The organism is Roseovarius tolerans (genome assembly GCF_028885395.1).
Taxonomy (GTDB): Bacteria; Pseudomonadota; Alphaproteobacteria; order Rhodobacterales; family Rhodobacteraceae; genus Roseovarius; species Roseovarius tolerans.
This window is the reverse complement of record NZ_CP118494.1, coordinates 2,454,394-2,469,324: the sequence shown is the minus strand read 5'-3', so window position 1 is coordinate 2,469,324 and position 14,931 is coordinate 2,454,394. Positions and strand designations below refer to the sequence as shown.

Sequence of the window (14,931 nt, the reverse complement as noted above, 5' to 3'; positions counted from 1 at the left end):
CTGAGGCAGAACAATAACAGGTCGAGGAGACCGAGCAGTGATATCCCGACATACCCGATGGGCGAAGCCCGTCGCGCTACTGGCGATCGTCTTGATCCTGGCCGGATGCGCGTTGCCCCGCGTGGGCCCCAACAAGCGAGAAATCTACGCCGGTTCGGTGCAGCGGCAGGGCGATGCCTTTGTCGTATCGGTCAATGACCGGGTGACGCGGGCCACCGCCGTGCAGCCCGCGCTCGGCTTTACCGACGCGTTCAAGAATGCAGGCCTTCTGGGGTCGGACACGATCAGCCCCGGCGACACGCTTGGCCTGACGATCTGGGAGAACGTCGATGACGGGCTCCTGGCGGGCGAGACGTCGAACCAGACCATCCTCGAAGAGGTGCAGGTCGATGGGTCCGGCTTTATCTTCGTTCCCTATGCGGGCCGCATTCGTGCGGCGGGCAATACGCCCGAAGGCGTGCGCCGGGTGATCACCGAAAAACTCGATCAGCAGACCCCCGATCCGCAGGTCGAGGTGCGCCGTCTGGCGGGCAACGGCTCGACCGTGGCGATCAGCGGTGCGGTCGGTGGGCAGGGCGTCTATCCGATCGAGGCCCCGACGCGCACGCTATCGGCGATGATCGCGGCGGCGGGCGGCATCGCGATTGAACCGGAAGTGGCGCAGATCACCGTCATTCGTGGCGATCAGCGCTCCAAGGTCTGGTTCCAGGATCTGTTCAAGCATCCGGATTTCGACATCGCCCTGCGCGGCGGTGATCGCATTCTCGTGGAATCCGATACCCGGTCCTATACCGCGCTGGGCGCCACCGGCACGCAGGCGCGCGTCACGTTCGACACCCAGACGCTGAGCGCGCTCGAAGCGATTGCACAGGTCGGTGGCCTGACCACATCGGCGGCCGATCCGCGCGGGCTGTTCGTCTTGCGCAACGAACCGGCGGAGATCGCGAACCAGGTGCTTGGACGCGATGATCTGGTGGGCGCGCAGCGTCTGGTCTACGTGCTCGACCTGACCAAGCCCAACGGCATGTTCATGGCCCGGGATTTCGCGGTCCGCGACGACGATACGATCTATGTGACCGAGGCACCGTTCACGCAATGGTCCAAGGTCATTGCCGCGCTGACCGGGACGCTCGGGGCGATCGGCTCTGTCTCGACGGCATCCAGCACCCTCTCAGGGGACTTTTGACGCAGTCACACGCGCATCGACCCGCCGGGGGGGAACACTCCTCCCGGCGGGTTTTCTATTTCAACGTGGGGTTTCTGCGACAGGCGCGGGTGCGGCGCATTCTGGCATTGGCCGGGTATGACCTTCGACTTGGGGTGCCTACATCGGATGACCTGATCGCGGTCTGGGGGCGCAGCCCCTATGCCGCGCGGGGAGAAGCGATGGCCGCGCGCACCGGCGCCGGGCTCTTGCGTATCGAGGATGCGTTCCTGCGCTCGCTTTTTCCGGGGCGTGCGGGCAGCCCGCCTCTGGGGTTGGTGATCGACACCCGGGGCATCTATTTCGATGCGAGCGGGCCATCGGATCTGGAACATATCCTCGCGACGCACCCCTTTGACGACACCGCGCTGCTGGACCGCGCGCGCGGCGGTATCGCCCGGATGCAAGAGGCGCATCTGTCGAAATATACCGGCTTTGATCCGGCGCTGTCCTGTCCCGATCCGGGCTACGTGCTGGTGATAGACCAGACGCGGGGCGACGCCTCGGTCACCCATGGTGGCGCGGATGCCAACACGTTTCGCGAAATGCTCTATTGGGCGCAGGAGGAAAACCCCGGTGCGCGCATCCTGATTAAGACCCATCCCGAGACATCACAGGGCCATCGCGCGGGCTATTTCGCGGCCGCGGATGAGAGCGACAGGGTGCGGCTTTTCAACGATCCGGTCAGCCCATGGGCGCTGATGGAGGGGGCTATCGCGGTTTATTGCGTCACCTCCCAACTGGGGTTCGAGGCGATCTATGCGGGGCACCGCCCGCAGGTCTTTGGCCAGCCGTTCTACGCCGGCTGGGGCCTGACCGAGGATCGGCACCCTCACGCGTTGTCGCGCCGGGGCCGCAGCCTCAGCAAGGCACAGCTGTTTGCGGGTTCCATGCTGCTCTATCCCACCTGGTATGATCCGCACCGTGACCGCTTATGCGAGGCCGAGACAGCGATTGAGGCGCTGGCCGCAGAGACCCGCGCCTGGCGCGAGGATCGCCACGGCTGGGACGCGTATGGCATGCGCCTCTGGAAACGCGCGCCGTTGCGGCGGTTTTTCGGCCGATACAGGCCGTTGAGCTTTGATAAACCCGCACGGGCGGATCGCCCCGCTATGGTCTGGGCGCCGCAGGTGGGGCCCGAGGGCGCGGTGCGCGTCGAGGACGGCTTTCTGCGCTCGCGCGGGCTGGGGGCCGATCTGGTGCCGCCCCTGTCGCTGGTGCTGGATGATCTTGGGATCTATTATGATCCGTCGCGCGAGAGCCGTCTTGAACGGCTGATCATGGAACGTGCGGTTCTGCGCCCCGATCAGGTGCTGCGCGCCGAAGCGCTGATCAAGGCGCTGATCCGCGACGGGCTGAGCAAGTATAACCTCGGGGCCGCCGCGCCCGACTTGCCGCCGGGGCATCGTATCCTGGTGCCGGGTCAGGTGGAGGACGACGCCTCGATCCGCTTGGGGGCGGGCGACGTGCGCAGCAACTTCGCGCTTTTGCAAAAGGTGCGCGCCGAAAATCCGGACGCAGTGATACTCTATAAGCCGCACCCGGATGTCGAGGCCGGTCTGCGCCCCGGTGCGATCGGGGCGGAGGGGTTGGCGGACATGACCGTCACCGGCTGTGATCCTGCGGCGCTTTTGTGCGCGGTGCAGGAGGTCTGGACGATGACCTCGCTTCTGGGGTTCGAGGCGCTGTTGCGCGGCGTGGCGGTGACCACGACAGGTGCGCCGTTCTACGCGGGGTGGGGCCTGACACGCGATTTGGGCCGCGTGCCACCACGCCGCCTGGCGCGGCTCTCGCTGGCGGGCTTGGTGCATGCGACGTTGATCGACTATCCGCGCTATTTCGACCCCGTGACAGGTAGCGCCTGCCCGGTCGAGATCATGGTCGAGCGCCTCGCGCATGGTCCGCTGTCGCGTGGTGGGCGCGGCAACCGCCTGCTGGCCAAGCTGCAGGGAGCGTTTGCGACCCACGCGCATTGGTGGCGGTAGGTGGCTTAAAGAGGGGTGCTATTGGCCTGTTGCTGCCGTTGACGCAAGCCGCGCATCGACGGGCCGCGGTACGGCGATCCAACGCCTGTTCAGCAGAACTTTATCTCTGCCACGTCAGGAAAACATCCACGCGATGCGCAGGTTACAGCCAAATCGCCGTGCCGTCGGGGCGGCCCGTCGATGCGCGGCGGTCTTCGACCGCGTATCGCGCAGGTGCCTCAATCCAACGGCAGCTCCAGGCCATTCTCAGCCTCGGCAGACCCTCGTGCGTCACGCCTCTCCTGGCACCGCCGCGCGATAGAGATGCCAGGTCGCATGACCCAGAACCGGCAGCACGATCACCAGGCCCAGAAAGGCGGGCAGGGTGCCAAGCACCATCACCACGGCCACCAGAAGCCCCCAGATGGCCACGATGCGCGGGTTCTCCCGCGCCACCTTCACCGAGGTAAGCACTGCCACCGTGACACCGGCGCGCCGGTCGATCAGCATCGGAAACGAGATCATGCTGAGCACCAGCACTGCCCCGGCAAACACGAACCCCACGCCCACGCCCAGCACCATCATTGTCCAGCCCTGTGCCGTGGTCAGCACATCGCCGAGAAAGCCGCCGACCGAGGCAGGCGGCTGCGGCCCGAGCGTGGCGTTGTAGATCACGCTCGCGGCGAACATCCAGGCGATGAAGATGCCCATCAGCACCATCCCCAGGACCAGCACCGGCACGATCACAGGGGCGGTCATCACCGAAAATGCCGCGCCCCAGCCGGCCTGTCCGGTCGCCTCGCGCTGGCGGCTCATCTCGTAGAGGCCGGTGGCGACCATCGGCCCCAACAGCGTGAATCCGGCCGCCAGCGGAAAGAGCATCGGCAGGCGCGCCATGTGAAAGGCAACCAGCGACAGTGCGATTCCGAGAATCGGGTAGATCGCGATCAGGAAGATGACGTCGCTGCGCAGCGATGTGAAATCGTCCAGCCCCTTGCGCAGGGCAGATTTCAGATCTTCGAGGGTAAGGCGGCGTACCTGCGGTGGGGCGCTGACCGTGCCGCGCAGCGCGTCGGTGGCCGCACCGGCGTGTCGGCCCGCGCCAAAGGCGGCATCCGCCATCCAGCTGAGGGGGTTTCCGATGGTTCGTGTCATGCTTGGCCTCCCTTTCATCGCGGCGTGCGCGGGCCGGGAGGGGCCCGAGCCCGTGGCACCCTTGCATGCGTCAATGTAGCACGCATGTGCCCCACGGCCAGTTCACGATTCGGCGACAGCCTGTCAGGCGTCGCGGCGCGCGGTGGCGGGATGGGCGTTGCGGATCGCCTCGGCGAGCACAAGGGCGGCGGGGGTCATCAGCTGCGCGGGCTGTGTCGCCATCCACAATTCGCGCCTTGCGCCCGGGCCCGGCAGGGGCAGAAAGGCCAGATCGCGATAGCCCGGCAGCACAGTGAGTTCCGGCAGCACCGTCACGCCGACGCCCGCCCGCACCAGGCTCAGGATCGAGGCGGTGTTGCGCACCATCAGCGGCGCGGCGGATAGGACCGGCGCAAAGTCGGGGTCGGAAATATACTGGCAGAGCCCGTTGGCGATGAACGGTGCGTCCCCGAGTGCGGTCCAGCCCTCTGCGGGCCATGTTTCAACCAGCGGGTCGTCGGCGCGGCAGACCAGACCGAACGCGTCGGTCAGCAGCAGATCGCGCTCCAGCCCCGGCATCGGCGGCAGGCTGGCCAGCCCGATATCGGCGCGTTCGGCCATGAGTTCCTGCTGCACGGTGGCGGAATCGCTGTCGGTGAGGTCGATCCGCACGCCGGGGCGCTCGCGTAGGAACCGCTCCAGCACCGGCGGCATGATGACCTGCGCCGCCGAGGGTGTGACCGCGAGGCGCACATGGCCGCGCTCGGCGCGCGACAGCCCCTCGATGGCCGCCAGCGTCCGGTCGAAATGCGACAACCCGCGCCCGGCCTCGTGCAGGACCAGATCGCCAAGCGGGGTGAGGCGCGACTTGCGCGCGGTCTCGAAGAGCGGTGCGCCGATATGATCCTCGAACTGCTTGAGCATCATCGACACCGCCGAGGGCGTGCGCCCGAGCACGGCGGCGGCCTCGGCGAGGCTGCCATGGTCGGCCACGGTGCGAAAGCAGCGGAGCATCTCGATCTTGATGGACATTTCAACCAGCCTTGATTTCGCGGGGGTAGCGTCATTCTGGTTGAAGTCTGTGCCCTGCGCGCGTGAAAGTCCATGCCCCTGCGCGCCGGTCTTTCGGCTTGCGGCGGGGGATGGCGCGCGCCAAGTTGCCCGCGGCGCAGACGATAGGAGAAAAGGGGCAGGGCATGCGGTTTTCGGCGGTCACGGAGCGGCTTGCGGGGCAGGGCGGGGCGAAATGGGCGGTGCATTTCCGCGCCGCGGAAATGGCGGCGGAGGGGCGCGACGTCATCCGTCTGACCATCGGCGAGCCGGATGTGCCCGCGCCTGACAGCCTGACCGAGGCCGCGACCCGCGCGATGCGCGCCGGGCGCACCGGCTATTCCGACGGGCGCGGCGAGATCGGGCTGCGCCGGGCGCTGGCCGAGCGATATTCCGCGGCGCGGGGCCGTTCCTTCAACCCCGATCAGGTGATGTGCTTTCCCGGCACGCAGACCGCGCTTTATGCCGTGATGTGCGCGCTGGCCGAGGCGGGCGACGAGGTGCTGGTGGGCGATCCGATGTATGCCACCTACGAGGGCGTCATTCGCGCGACCGGGGCCACGATGGTGCCGGTGCCGCTGCGCCCCGGGCGCGGCTTTCGCATGGCGGCGGAGGATCTGGCCGCGAAGATCACGCCGAGATCGCGGGCGATTTTGCTGACCACGCCGCATAATCCCACCGGCGCGATCCTGAGCGCCGGGGATATCGCCGCGATCGGCGCGGTCGCGCGGGCGCATGACCTGTGGATCATCTCTGACGAGGTCTATGAGGAAATGGTGTTCGCCGGCGCGCACTTCACCTCGCCTCTTGCCGATCCGGATCTGGCGGAGCGGGTGATCGCGGTTTCGTCGATTTCCAAGAGCCACGCCGCGCCGGGGTTTCGCAGCGGCTGGTGCGTCGGGCCGGAGGCCTTCACCGAGGCGCTGCTGCCGCTTTCGGAGGTGATGCTGTTCGGGAATCAGCCGTTTCTGGCGGACATGACCGAAGCGGCGATCCGCGCCGGATCGGCGGTGGCACCGGGCATGCGGGCGCGATTCGCGGCCCGCGCGGCGCGGCTGGCGGACCGGCTGGAGCGGGCAACCGGGTTGCGGGTCAATCGCCCCGAGGCGGGGATGTTCGCGATGATCGACGTCTCGGCCACCGGAATGAGCGGCACGGATTACGCCCTCGACCTGCTGGAGCGGACCGGCGTGGCGGTGATGCCGGGGGCGTCGTTCGGGGCCACGCTGGACGGCTGGGTCAGGGTCGCGCTGACGGTGCCCGAGTCGCAATTCGACCACGCAATAGAGAGAATCGTGGCGCATGCCGCGCCGCTTTCGGGGCAAACGGCCGGGGCGGCATCGCGCGCGGGCCAAATCGTTTCATAACAAAAGGATGGCGCGGCGGGCCGCATTCGCTGCACATCGGGCATTCAGGGCCTGTGCAAAGGGGGTGTGGTTTTGACGTCACATCTCCGGCAGGATGCCCCAGAGCAGGGGAGGTTGCGTTGACAGTTTGACCCCTCTTGGCGCATTTCATAGCCCAAGCCGTGTCCAATGACTGGTGCGGCGGATCCGAAAAACCTGCTTATGAGGAGGGACACCCTTGAAAAAGCAAATTCTGAGCACCAGCGCGATCGCACTCGGCGTCGCAATGGCCGCACCGGCATCGGCCCAGGAATGGAACCTGGACTGGGGCGGTTTCGCAAACACTAACGTCGGTATCTCGAGCATCGACCGCAATGCTGCTAATGAAGCTTTGTTTCCTGGCGTCGACAATGATGGCGTGAACATCTTCACAAACTCCGAGATCATCTTCTCGCCCTCCGTCACGCTCGACAACGGCATGACCTTCGGCTTCAACGTTCAGATGGAAGCACTGAACGGCGGCGGCGGTACGGACGGCATCGACGAATCGTATGTCACCATCTCCAGCGACACGCTGGGCCGCATCGACCTCGGCTCCGAGAACTCGGCCGGCTACCGTTCGATGGTTGCAGCGCCGCAGGTTGGCTCCATGCCGATCAACTCGCGTTCGACCTCGGCCTTCGTTCCGGTCACCGGTTCGGGCGGCTTCCGTCAGGCGGCTCTGTCGTCCTACACTGAAGTTGGCGGCAACAACGATGTGCAGCGCATCACCTACTTCACGCCGTCCTTCAACGGCCTGACCCTTGGTGTGTCCTACGCGCCCAGCAACGCTGGTAACGCGTCGAACAACGCGCCGGTGGACTTTAATTCGGCTGCTAACATCACCGACATCTTCGACGTTGGTGTGAGCTACAGCCAGTCGTTCAACGGCGTTGACATTGACCTCGGTGGCCGTTGGGGCACGGGTGATTCTAACCTTGCGGGCGTGTCCGATCCCGAAACTTGGGGTCTTGGTGCAGCGATCAGCGTCAGCGGCTTCACCTTCGGTGTGGGTTACGCTGAGAATGACAACGGTGCTGTTGGTGGCGTTGGTGATCAGGAGGGCCTGAGCGTCGGTGTTGCATATGACATCGCGGGCCCTTGGACCGTTGGTCTCGAAGGCTATTTCGGTGAAGTCGACAACGGTGCTGGTGTCGATTCCAGCGACTACGACGTCATCAAGCTGGCCGCGTCGCGCAGCCTCGGTGCTGGCGTGAGCTGGGACGTGTACTACTTCAATCAGGAAACCACCAACGGTAATACTGGTGGGAAGATCGAAGGCGACGTGGTCGCAACCGCGATCAACCTGAGCTTCTGATCCACGTGATCTGAAAACATTGGCGGCGGGGGGTGACATTACCCCCCGCCGCTTTTATTTGTGCGCATGGAAATTTACCCAGCAAAAGACGGGCGTCCCGGAGCATGAAGAAAAGTATCGTCTGGATGGCGTCCTATCCCAAGTCGGGAAATACTTGGACGCGGATTTTTCTGGCCAACTATATTGCCAACGCCACAGAGCCCGTCTCTATTAACCAGTCTTATCACGTAGCACTTGGCGACTCGATCACCAAGATGTATCGGATGGTCGCGCAGAGTCCAATTGATCCAGCGAATATCGAGGATATGCTGAATCTGCGCCCGCTCGTGCTGCGCGGGATCGTGGCGAACAACGCCGATATCAACCTCGTGAAAACGCATAATGCGCGGGTGGTCGCACGGGACGTGCCGCTTATTCCGGATGAACTCACGCGCTCTGCGATCTATATCCTGCGCAACCCGCTCGACATGGTGCTGTCCTACGCGCGCCATTACGGGATGAGCCACGAAGAGGCGGTCTATACCGTCAGCCATCCGGACAACGCGAACCCGCCGGATGCGGAGACAGTGACGCAATTCATGCGCTCATGGTCCGATCATGTGCGCAGCTGGACCACCGGGAAATCGCCTTATCCTGTTCTCGTGCTGCGCTATGAGGATATGCTGGCTGATCCGAAGACGTGTTTCACCAAGGTGGTGGAGCATTTGGGCATGCCTGTTGACGAGGCACGGCTGGACCGTGCGATCCTTTTCTCCAGCTTCAAGGAATTGTCGGAACAGGAGAAAAAGCAGGGCTTCATCGAGAAGTCGGAGGAGAGCGAGCGGTTCTTTGCCAAGGGTCAGCAGGGTCAGTGGAAGACCGATCTGGAGCCGCGCCTTGTCAAGAAGATGAAACATACGCATCGCAAGGTCATGAAACAACATGGATATTTGGAATGAGTGATCTGCGCCGAATTATCTGGCTGGCGAGCTATCCCAAGTCCGGCAACACGTGGATGCGCAGCCTTTTGGCGCATTATTTCATGCCGCCGGGGCAGGTGCCTGACCTCAACAACCTGCGCGATTTCACCACCGGGGATGTCCGAAGCGACTTTTTCGATGCCGCCGCCGGTGGGAAGTATACCGGCACTACTATCGAGGATTGGCTGGACATGCGGCCGAAGGCGCTGCGCCTGATCGCAGGGTCGAAACCGAACCATCATTTCGTCAAGACCCATTGCCAGACCATGCGCGTCGGTGACTACGATCTTATCCCGCCCGACGTGACCGCGGCCGCGATCTACATCATGCGCAACCCGTTCGATCTGGCCCCGTCCTTTGCCCGGCATCAGGCCTGTGATCTGGACACCGCAATCGACCGGATGATGAACCCCGATTCCATGGCGGGCACCGCGACCGGCATATTCGAGCCGCTTGGCCGATGGGACGATCACGTCTACAGATGGACCTCGGCCCCCGGTCTGCCGCGCCATGTGCTGCGCTACGAGGACATGCTGGCCAATACCGGCAAGGCGATGCGCGGGCTGATCGAGCAATTCTTTCGCATGCCGGTGGACAAGCCCAAGCTGGCCCGCGCCGTGAAGGCCACGAATTTCGAATCCATGAAAAAATTCGAGGAAAAACATGGATTCGCGGAGAAGCCTTCGGAGATGAAGGCGTTTTTCGCGAAGGGGCAGGCGGGAGTCTGGCGCGATGATTTGACACCTGCGCAAGTGGGCCGCATTCGCGAGGCGTTCCTGCCCACGCTGGAGAAATTCTACCCCGAGATGCTGAAGGACACCGCGCATTTCGCCGGGGCGGCGTGAAGGTGGTGCTTTGCAATTTTGCCTAGGATGCATATCTCTAGCATAGTGTTTTTCTACACCGGAGGCGATCATGATCCGAACAGCCAAAGCCCTTGCCGTAGGCGTTTTCCTGACCGCGTGCAGTGCCGCGACGGGACCGCAGACCGTGGCCCGCCTTGGGAGCGACCCGGTGCTGTCGGGCGGTAGCTATGACAGCGGCGGGGGACTGACCGTTGCGGTGGATTTGCAGGAAAACCAGGGCCGGACCATGGTGTGCGGGGTCTGGGCCCAGAGCGATCAGCAATCGATTCTCACCAAAGGCAAGGCCAAGGGGGTGCTGGACACCGGGTCTGTCGCAATCGGCCGCGATACCGTGGTGCGCGGCTTGCGTTTCATGAAAGAGGTGCCGCCGCTGGCCGATTACGGCAATCAGCAGGCCGGGTGTCTGATGACCGACCGGGCGTGGCAGCCGGGGCTTCGGGCCGATGTCCGTCTGCCGCGGCAAGTGGTGCATGTCGAAATCGACGAAATGGGTGGATTTACCGTGAGTTTCGTGCCGTCCGGCCCCGGCGCTGGCGGGTCCTGACGCCGCTGACATCTGGACCTTTGTCCAAACCTGTGGGATGCAAGGTGTGACGCTCCGACGAGGGGCGCGCAGAGACCGGGCGGGGTGCAACCCGCCTGCATCCAGGGAGACGGACATATGACATTCAGAACATTCGCCATGGCCGGGGCCACGTCGCTGGCCGCCATCGGTGCGCAGGCCGAGGTCAAGGTGGGCATGATCACCACGCTGTCGGGCGGGGGTGCCAGCCTCGGCATCGACGTGCGCGACGGCTTCATGCTGGCGGTGGAGCAATCGGGCCGTGACGACATCGAGGTGGTGATCGAGGACGATCAGCGCAAACCCGATATCGCGGTGCAATTGTCGGACAAGATGATCCAGGCCGAGAAGGTCGATGTGCTGACCGGCATCATCTGGTCGAACCTTGCCATGGCGGTGGTGCCGGGCGCGGTCGCGCAGGGCAAGTTCTATCTCTCGCCCAATGCCGGGCCGTCGGCGCTGGCGGGCAAGGGCTGTCACCAGAACTATTTCAACGTCGCGTGGCAGAACGACAACCTGCACGAGGCGGCGGGGGCCTATGCCAATGATGCGGGCTACAAGAACAGCTTTATCCTCGCGCCGAACTACCCGGCGGGCCAGGATGCCCTGACCGGTTACGAGCGGATGTATGAGGGTGATCTGGCGGGCGAGATCTATACGCAGCTGGGCCAGACCGATTACGCCGCCGAGATCGCGCAGATCCGCGCGAGCGGGGCCGACTCGGTGTTCTTCTTCCTGCCCGGCGGGATGGGGATTTCGTTCCTCAAGCAATATGCCGACAGTGGCGTCGATCTGCCGGTGGTTGGTCCCGCCTTCAGCTTTGATCAGGGCATTCTGCAGGCCGTGGGCGAGGCCGCGCTTGGCGTGGTGAATACCTCGCAATGGTCGAAGGATATCGACAATCCGACCAATGCCGCCTTTGTCGAGAGCTTTCAGGCCAAGTATGACCGTCTGCCCTCGCTTTACGCAAGCCAGGGGTTCGACACCGCGAACCTGCTGATTTCCGCGATGGAGAAGGCCGATGTTTCGGACGCGGATGCGTTCCGCGCGGCGCTGGAAGCGGCGGAGTTCGACAGCACGCGGGGCGATTTCGCCTTTGGCCCCAACCACCACCCGGTGCAGGACATCTATGTGCGCGAGGTGATCAAGGAGGGCGACGTGTTCACCAACAAGATCATTGGCGTGGCGCTCGAGGATCACGCGGATGCCTATGCGGCGGACTGCAAGATGTAAAGGCAGGCGCATCCTGCTGATAAAAAGGCCCGGGTCTATGCCCGGGCCTTTTTCGTGTGTGAGGCTTGAAACGCAGCGGCGATGTCAGCCGGGCAGGGGGCGTCAATCCATACGCGCGCCCCTGACACTCAGAGCAGTGCCTTGACCTTTTCGGCCACGGCCTCGGCGGTGATGCCGAACTGCTCGTAGAGCACTTCCGCCGGGGCGGAGGCGCCGAAATCGTGCATGCCGACGAATTCGCCCTTTTCACGTTTGCCGCGCTCGCCATAGAGCCAGCGATCCCAGCCGAAGCGGATCGCCGCCTCGACCGCGACGCGCACCGGGCCCGCTGGCAGGACACGGCGGCGATAGCTCTCATCCTGTTCCTCGAAGAGTTCCCAGCAGGGCATCGAGACGACGCGCGTGCCGATCCCGGTCTCTTGCAGGATGTCGCGGGCGGCCATCGCGATGGCGACCTCGGAACCCGTCGCCAGTAGGATCGCCTGACGTTTCCCTTCCGCGTCAGCCAGAACATAGGCCCCTTGGGCGGTGAGGTTCTTGGCCTTGTGCTCTCGGCGCAGCGTCGGAAGGCCCTGACGGGTCAGCGACAGGACCGAGGGTGTTTCCTTGGAATTCAGCGCCAGTTCCCACGCCTCGGCGGTCTCGACCGTATCGCAGGGGCGGAACACCCAGGTGTTGGGCGTGGCGCGCGAAATCGCGAGATGCTCGATCGGCTGGTGGGTCGGGCCATCTTCGCCCAGGCCGATGCTGTCATGGGTCATGACAAAGACCGTCGGGATCTTCATCAGGGCCGCCAGCCGCATCGAGGGGCGGGCGTAGTCGGTGAAGCACATGAAGGTGCCGCCATAGGGGCGGATGCCGCCATGCAGCACCATGCCGTTCATCGCCGCCGCCATGCCGTGTTCGCGGATGCCGTAATGGATGTAGCGGCCCTTGCGGTTGCCCTCATCGAATACCGTCATGTCGCCCGAGCGGGTGTTGTTGGAGCCCGACAAGTCCGCTGAGCCGCCGATGGTCTCGGGCATGATCGGGTTGATCACTTCGAGCACCATCTCGCTCGATTTGCGGGTGGCCACCTTGGGGGCCTCCTCGCTGACCTGCTTTTTCAGCGCCTTGATCCGGGCCGAGAGTTTCGACGGCACGTTGCGGGCAAAGATGCGCTCGATCTCGGCCTGACGCTGCGCTGACGCCTCTACCAGACGCGCCTGCCAGTCGGCGTAATCCGCCGCCCCACGTTTGCCGATCGCCTCCCATGCGGATTTCACATCCGACGGCACGTCGAAGGGGCCATGCGGCCAGCCATAGGCGTCTTTGGCCGCCTTGAGCTGATCGGCATCGGTCAGCGCGCCGTGACCCTTGGAGGTGTCCTGCGCGGCGTGGCCCAATGCGATATGCGTCTTGCAGGCGATCATCGAGGGTTTGCGCGTGCGCTTGGCCTCGGTCAATGCGGCGTCGATGGCCGCCGGGTCATGGCCGTCGATTTCCTGCACATGCCAGCCGCTGGCGCGGAAGCGTTTCACCTGATCGGTGCGGTCGGCCAGATCGACGGTGCCGTCGATGGTTATGTTGTTGTTGTCCCACAGCAAGATGAGTTTGCCCAGACCCTGGCGCCCGGCAAGGCTGATCGCCTCCTGGCTCACGCCTTCCATCAGGCAGCCGTCGCCGGCGATCACATAGGTGTGGTGATCCATCAGCTTCTTACCGAACCGCGCGCGTAGGGCCTCTTCGGCGATGGCGAACCCCACGGAATTGGCAATGCCCTGACCGAGCGGACCGGTGGTGGTCTCGATCCCCTCGGCGTGGCCGTATTCCGGGTGGCCCGCCGTCTTGGCACCCCATTGACGGAAATTGCGCAGATCCTCCAGCGTCATGTCCTGATAGCCGGTGAGGTGGAGCAGCGAGTAGAGCAGCATCGAGCCGTGGCCCGCCGACAGGATGAACCGGTCGCGATCCGGCCAGTCGGGGTTGGCCGCGTCGAATTTCAGGTGGTTTTCGAACAGCACGGTGGCGACGTCGGCCATGCCCATGGGCATGCCGGAATGGCCGGAATTGGCGGCGGCGACGGCGTCGAGGGTCAGCGCGCGAATGGCGGTGGCCTTCATCCAGTGATCGGGGTTGGCAGAGCGCAGGGCGGCGATATCCACGGGGGGTGCATCCTTTGGAAGTGGCAACAGATTGTCGCTGCATACCAGCCCGACACAGAAGATCAAGCGCGCGCGGCGCGTCAGGGGGGTGTGCGGCGTGCAACCGTGCCAAAGGACGCGCATTTCCCTGCGGTTTTGGCTAGACTTGATCAAAACCGGTCCGGTATGCGATTCGTCAGACAATCGGGCCAAGACAAGCGAGGGATCGAGGAGATGAGCCAGATAGACGAGTTGCAGGCGCGGATCACCGCAGCGCTGGACCGGATCACCAAGGGTCTGGACGGGCGCGAGGCTGCGGGTGATCCGGCCGAAATGGTCAAGCTGCGTCAGGATATCGAGGATGAAAAGCTGGCGAATGCCCAGCTTGAAGAGCGGGTGCGCACGCTGCGCGAACGGCTTGAGGCGCGCGAGGCCGAGTTGGAGGCCGCGCGCAGCACGCAGTCCGACAGCCTGCGCAAGCTCGATGCCGATCTGCAATCGCTCCGCAAGGCGAACCAGCAGTTGCGTGACAACAATCAGGCCCTGCGCGAGGCGCATCAGGCGGGCGTCGCCGAGCCGCATCTGATCAACAAGTCCATGCTGGCCGAGCTGGAAGGCCTGCGCGCTGCCCGCGCTGCCGACCGCGACGAGGTCGAGGCGGTGCTGACCGAACTGGGGCAGGTCATCGCCGAGGCCGGGGACGACACCGCAACCAAGACGGAGGACGCGTGATGCCCGAGGTGAAGATCGAGATCGGCGGCCGCCTGTTCGACGTGGCCTGTCAGGCGGGCGAAGAGCACTACCTGCATTCCGCCGCCAAGATGCTGGACGAGGAGGCCTCGGTTCTGGCTGCGCAGATCGGGCGCATTCCCGAGGCGCGGATGCTGTTGATGGCGGGGCTGATGCTCGCCGACAAGACCGCAGGCTTGCAGGACAAGCTGCGCGCCGCCGAGGACAAGCTGGCAGAACGCGAGGCGGAACTGGATCAATTGCGCAACGCGCCCGCCCCCGAGGCCGAGCGCGTGGAGGTGCCCGTGGTGCCGCAGGAGGTGACCGAGACGCTGGCCGAGATCGCCGCGCGTGCCGAGGCACTGGCCGAAACGGTGGACGGTGCACGCGCGGGCTGAGGCCCG

General features: G+C 64.6%; 13 protein-coding genes. 10 read left to right on the top strand and 3 right to left on the bottom strand.

The window, feature by feature from the left end; genetic code table 11:
* The first annotated feature begins 37 nt into the window (after nt 1-37).
* Entirely contained in the window at nt 38-1,186 is a 1,149-nt protein-coding gene (locus PVU19_RS12170; RefSeq protein WP_082237502.1) for a polysaccharide biosynthesis/export family protein, read from the top strand.
* Nucleotides 1,183-3,189, top strand: a complete 2,007-nt coding sequence (locus tag PVU19_RS12165; protein ID WP_050662242.1) for a capsular polysaccharide biosynthesis protein — start codon at nt 1,183-1,185, stop codon at nt 3,187-3,189. The genes PVU19_RS12170 and PVU19_RS12165 overlap by 4 nt, the downstream gene beginning before the upstream one ends.
* Nucleotides 3,190-3,459: 270 nt before the next feature.
* Here the strand turns inward: PVU19_RS12165 and PVU19_RS12160 are convergent, their stop codons facing one another.
* Nucleotides 3,460-4,323, bottom strand: coding sequence for a DUF2189 domain-containing protein (locus PVU19_RS12160; protein WP_050662243.1), 864 nt, complete (start codon nt 4,321-4,323; stop codon nt 3,460-3,462).
* A gap of 123 nt (nt 4,324-4,446) precedes the next feature.
* Nucleotides 4,447-5,334, bottom strand: a complete 888-nt coding sequence (locus tag PVU19_RS12155; protein WP_050662244.1) for a LysR family transcriptional regulator — start codon at nt 5,332-5,334, stop codon at nt 4,447-4,449.
* A gap of 164 nt (nt 5,335-5,498) precedes the next feature.
* On the opposite strand from PVU19_RS12155, the gene PVU19_RS12150 reads away from it, so the two are divergent.
* From PVU19_RS12150 to PVU19_RS12125, 6 genes are all read left to right on the top strand, one after another.
* Entirely contained in the window at nt 5,499-6,719 is a 1,221-nt protein-coding gene (locus PVU19_RS12150; RefSeq protein ID WP_050662267.1) for a pyridoxal phosphate-dependent aminotransferase, read from the top strand.
* Between the two features lie 217 nt (nt 6,720-6,936).
* Entirely contained in the window at nt 6,937-8,055 is a 1,119-nt protein-coding gene (locus PVU19_RS12145; protein ID WP_082237507.1) for a porin, read from the top strand.
* 104 nt (nt 8,056-8,159) lie between these two features.
* The gene (locus PVU19_RS12140; RefSeq protein WP_050662245.1) at nt 8,160-8,993 is read left to right on the top strand and encodes a sulfotransferase domain-containing protein; all 834 of its coding nucleotides are present in this window, start codon (nt 8,160-8,162) and stop codon (nt 8,991-8,993) included.
* A complete protein-coding gene (locus PVU19_RS12135; protein ID WP_050662246.1) occupies nt 8,990-9,859 on the top strand; it encodes a sulfotransferase domain-containing protein in 870 nt (289 codons plus the stop codon). The genes PVU19_RS12140 and PVU19_RS12135 overlap by 4 nt, the downstream gene beginning before the upstream one ends.
* A 70-nt stretch (nt 9,860-9,929) precedes the next feature.
* Nucleotides 9,930-10,424, top strand: coding sequence for a hypothetical protein (locus PVU19_RS12130; RefSeq protein WP_050662247.1), 495 nt, complete (start codon nt 9,930-9,932; stop codon nt 10,422-10,424).
* A gap of 117 nt (nt 10,425-10,541) precedes the next feature.
* Nucleotides 10,542-11,675 carry an ABC transporter substrate-binding protein gene (locus PVU19_RS12125; RefSeq protein WP_050662248.1) on the top strand — a complete coding sequence of 378 codons (1,134 nt, stop codon included), beginning with the start codon at nt 10,542-10,544 and terminating at the stop codon, nt 11,673-11,675.
* 128 nt (nt 11,676-11,803) lie between these two features.
* Here the strand turns inward: PVU19_RS12125 and tkt are convergent, their stop codons facing one another.
* Nucleotides 11,804-13,819 (bottom strand): transketolase, encoded by a 2,016-nt coding sequence (tkt, locus tag PVU19_RS12120; protein ID WP_050662269.1) that lies wholly within the window; start codon nt 13,817-13,819, stop codon nt 11,804-11,806.
* Nucleotides 13,820-14,032: 213 nt separating this feature from the next.
* On the opposite strand from tkt, the gene PVU19_RS12115 reads away from it, so the two are divergent.
* A complete protein-coding gene (locus tag PVU19_RS12115; protein WP_050662270.1) occupies nt 14,033-14,530 on the top strand; it encodes a hypothetical protein in 498 nt (165 codons plus the stop codon).
* Complete coding sequence (locus tag PVU19_RS12110; RefSeq protein WP_050662249.1) at nt 14,530-14,925, top strand: cell division protein ZapA; 396 nt, start codon at nt 14,530-14,532, stop codon at nt 14,923-14,925. Before PVU19_RS12115 ends, PVU19_RS12110 begins: the two co-directional genes overlap by 1 nt.
* The last annotated feature ends 6 nt before the right edge of the window (nt 14,926-14,931 follow it).

Excerpts from the sequence above, each read along its gene's own strand:
- PVU19_RS12115 (WP_050662270.1), top strand. The coding sequence starts at position 14,033 with ATGAGCCAGATAGACGAGTTGCAGGCGCGGATCACCGCAGCGCTGGAC.
- PVU19_RS12110 (WP_050662249.1), top strand. The coding sequence starts at position 14,530 with ATGCCCGAGGTGAAGATCGAGATCGGCGGCCGCCTGTTCGACGTGGCC.
- PVU19_RS12155 (WP_050662244.1), bottom strand. The coding sequence starts at position 5,334 with ATGTCCATCAAGATCGAGATGCTCCGCTGCTTTCGCACCGTGGCCGAC.
- PVU19_RS12135 (WP_050662246.1), top strand. The coding sequence starts at position 8,990 with ATGAGTGATCTGCGCCGAATTATCTGGCTGGCGAGCTATCCCAAGTCC.
- PVU19_RS12130 (WP_050662247.1), top strand. The coding sequence starts at position 9,930 with ATGATCCGAACAGCCAAAGCCCTTGCCGTAGGCGTTTTCCTGACCGCG.
- PVU19_RS12160 (WP_050662243.1), bottom strand. The coding sequence starts at position 4,323 with ATGACACGAACCATCGGAAACCCCCTCAGCTGGATGGCGGATGCCGCC.
- PVU19_RS12125 (WP_050662248.1), top strand. The coding sequence starts at position 10,542 with ATGACATTCAGAACATTCGCCATGGCCGGGGCCACGTCGCTGGCCGCC.
- PVU19_RS12150 (WP_050662267.1), top strand. The coding sequence starts at position 5,499 with ATGCGGTTTTCGGCGGTCACGGAGCGGCTTGCGGGGCAGGGCGGGGCG.
- PVU19_RS12140 (WP_050662245.1), top strand. The coding sequence starts at position 8,160 with ATGAAGAAAAGTATCGTCTGGATGGCGTCCTATCCCAAGTCGGGAAAT.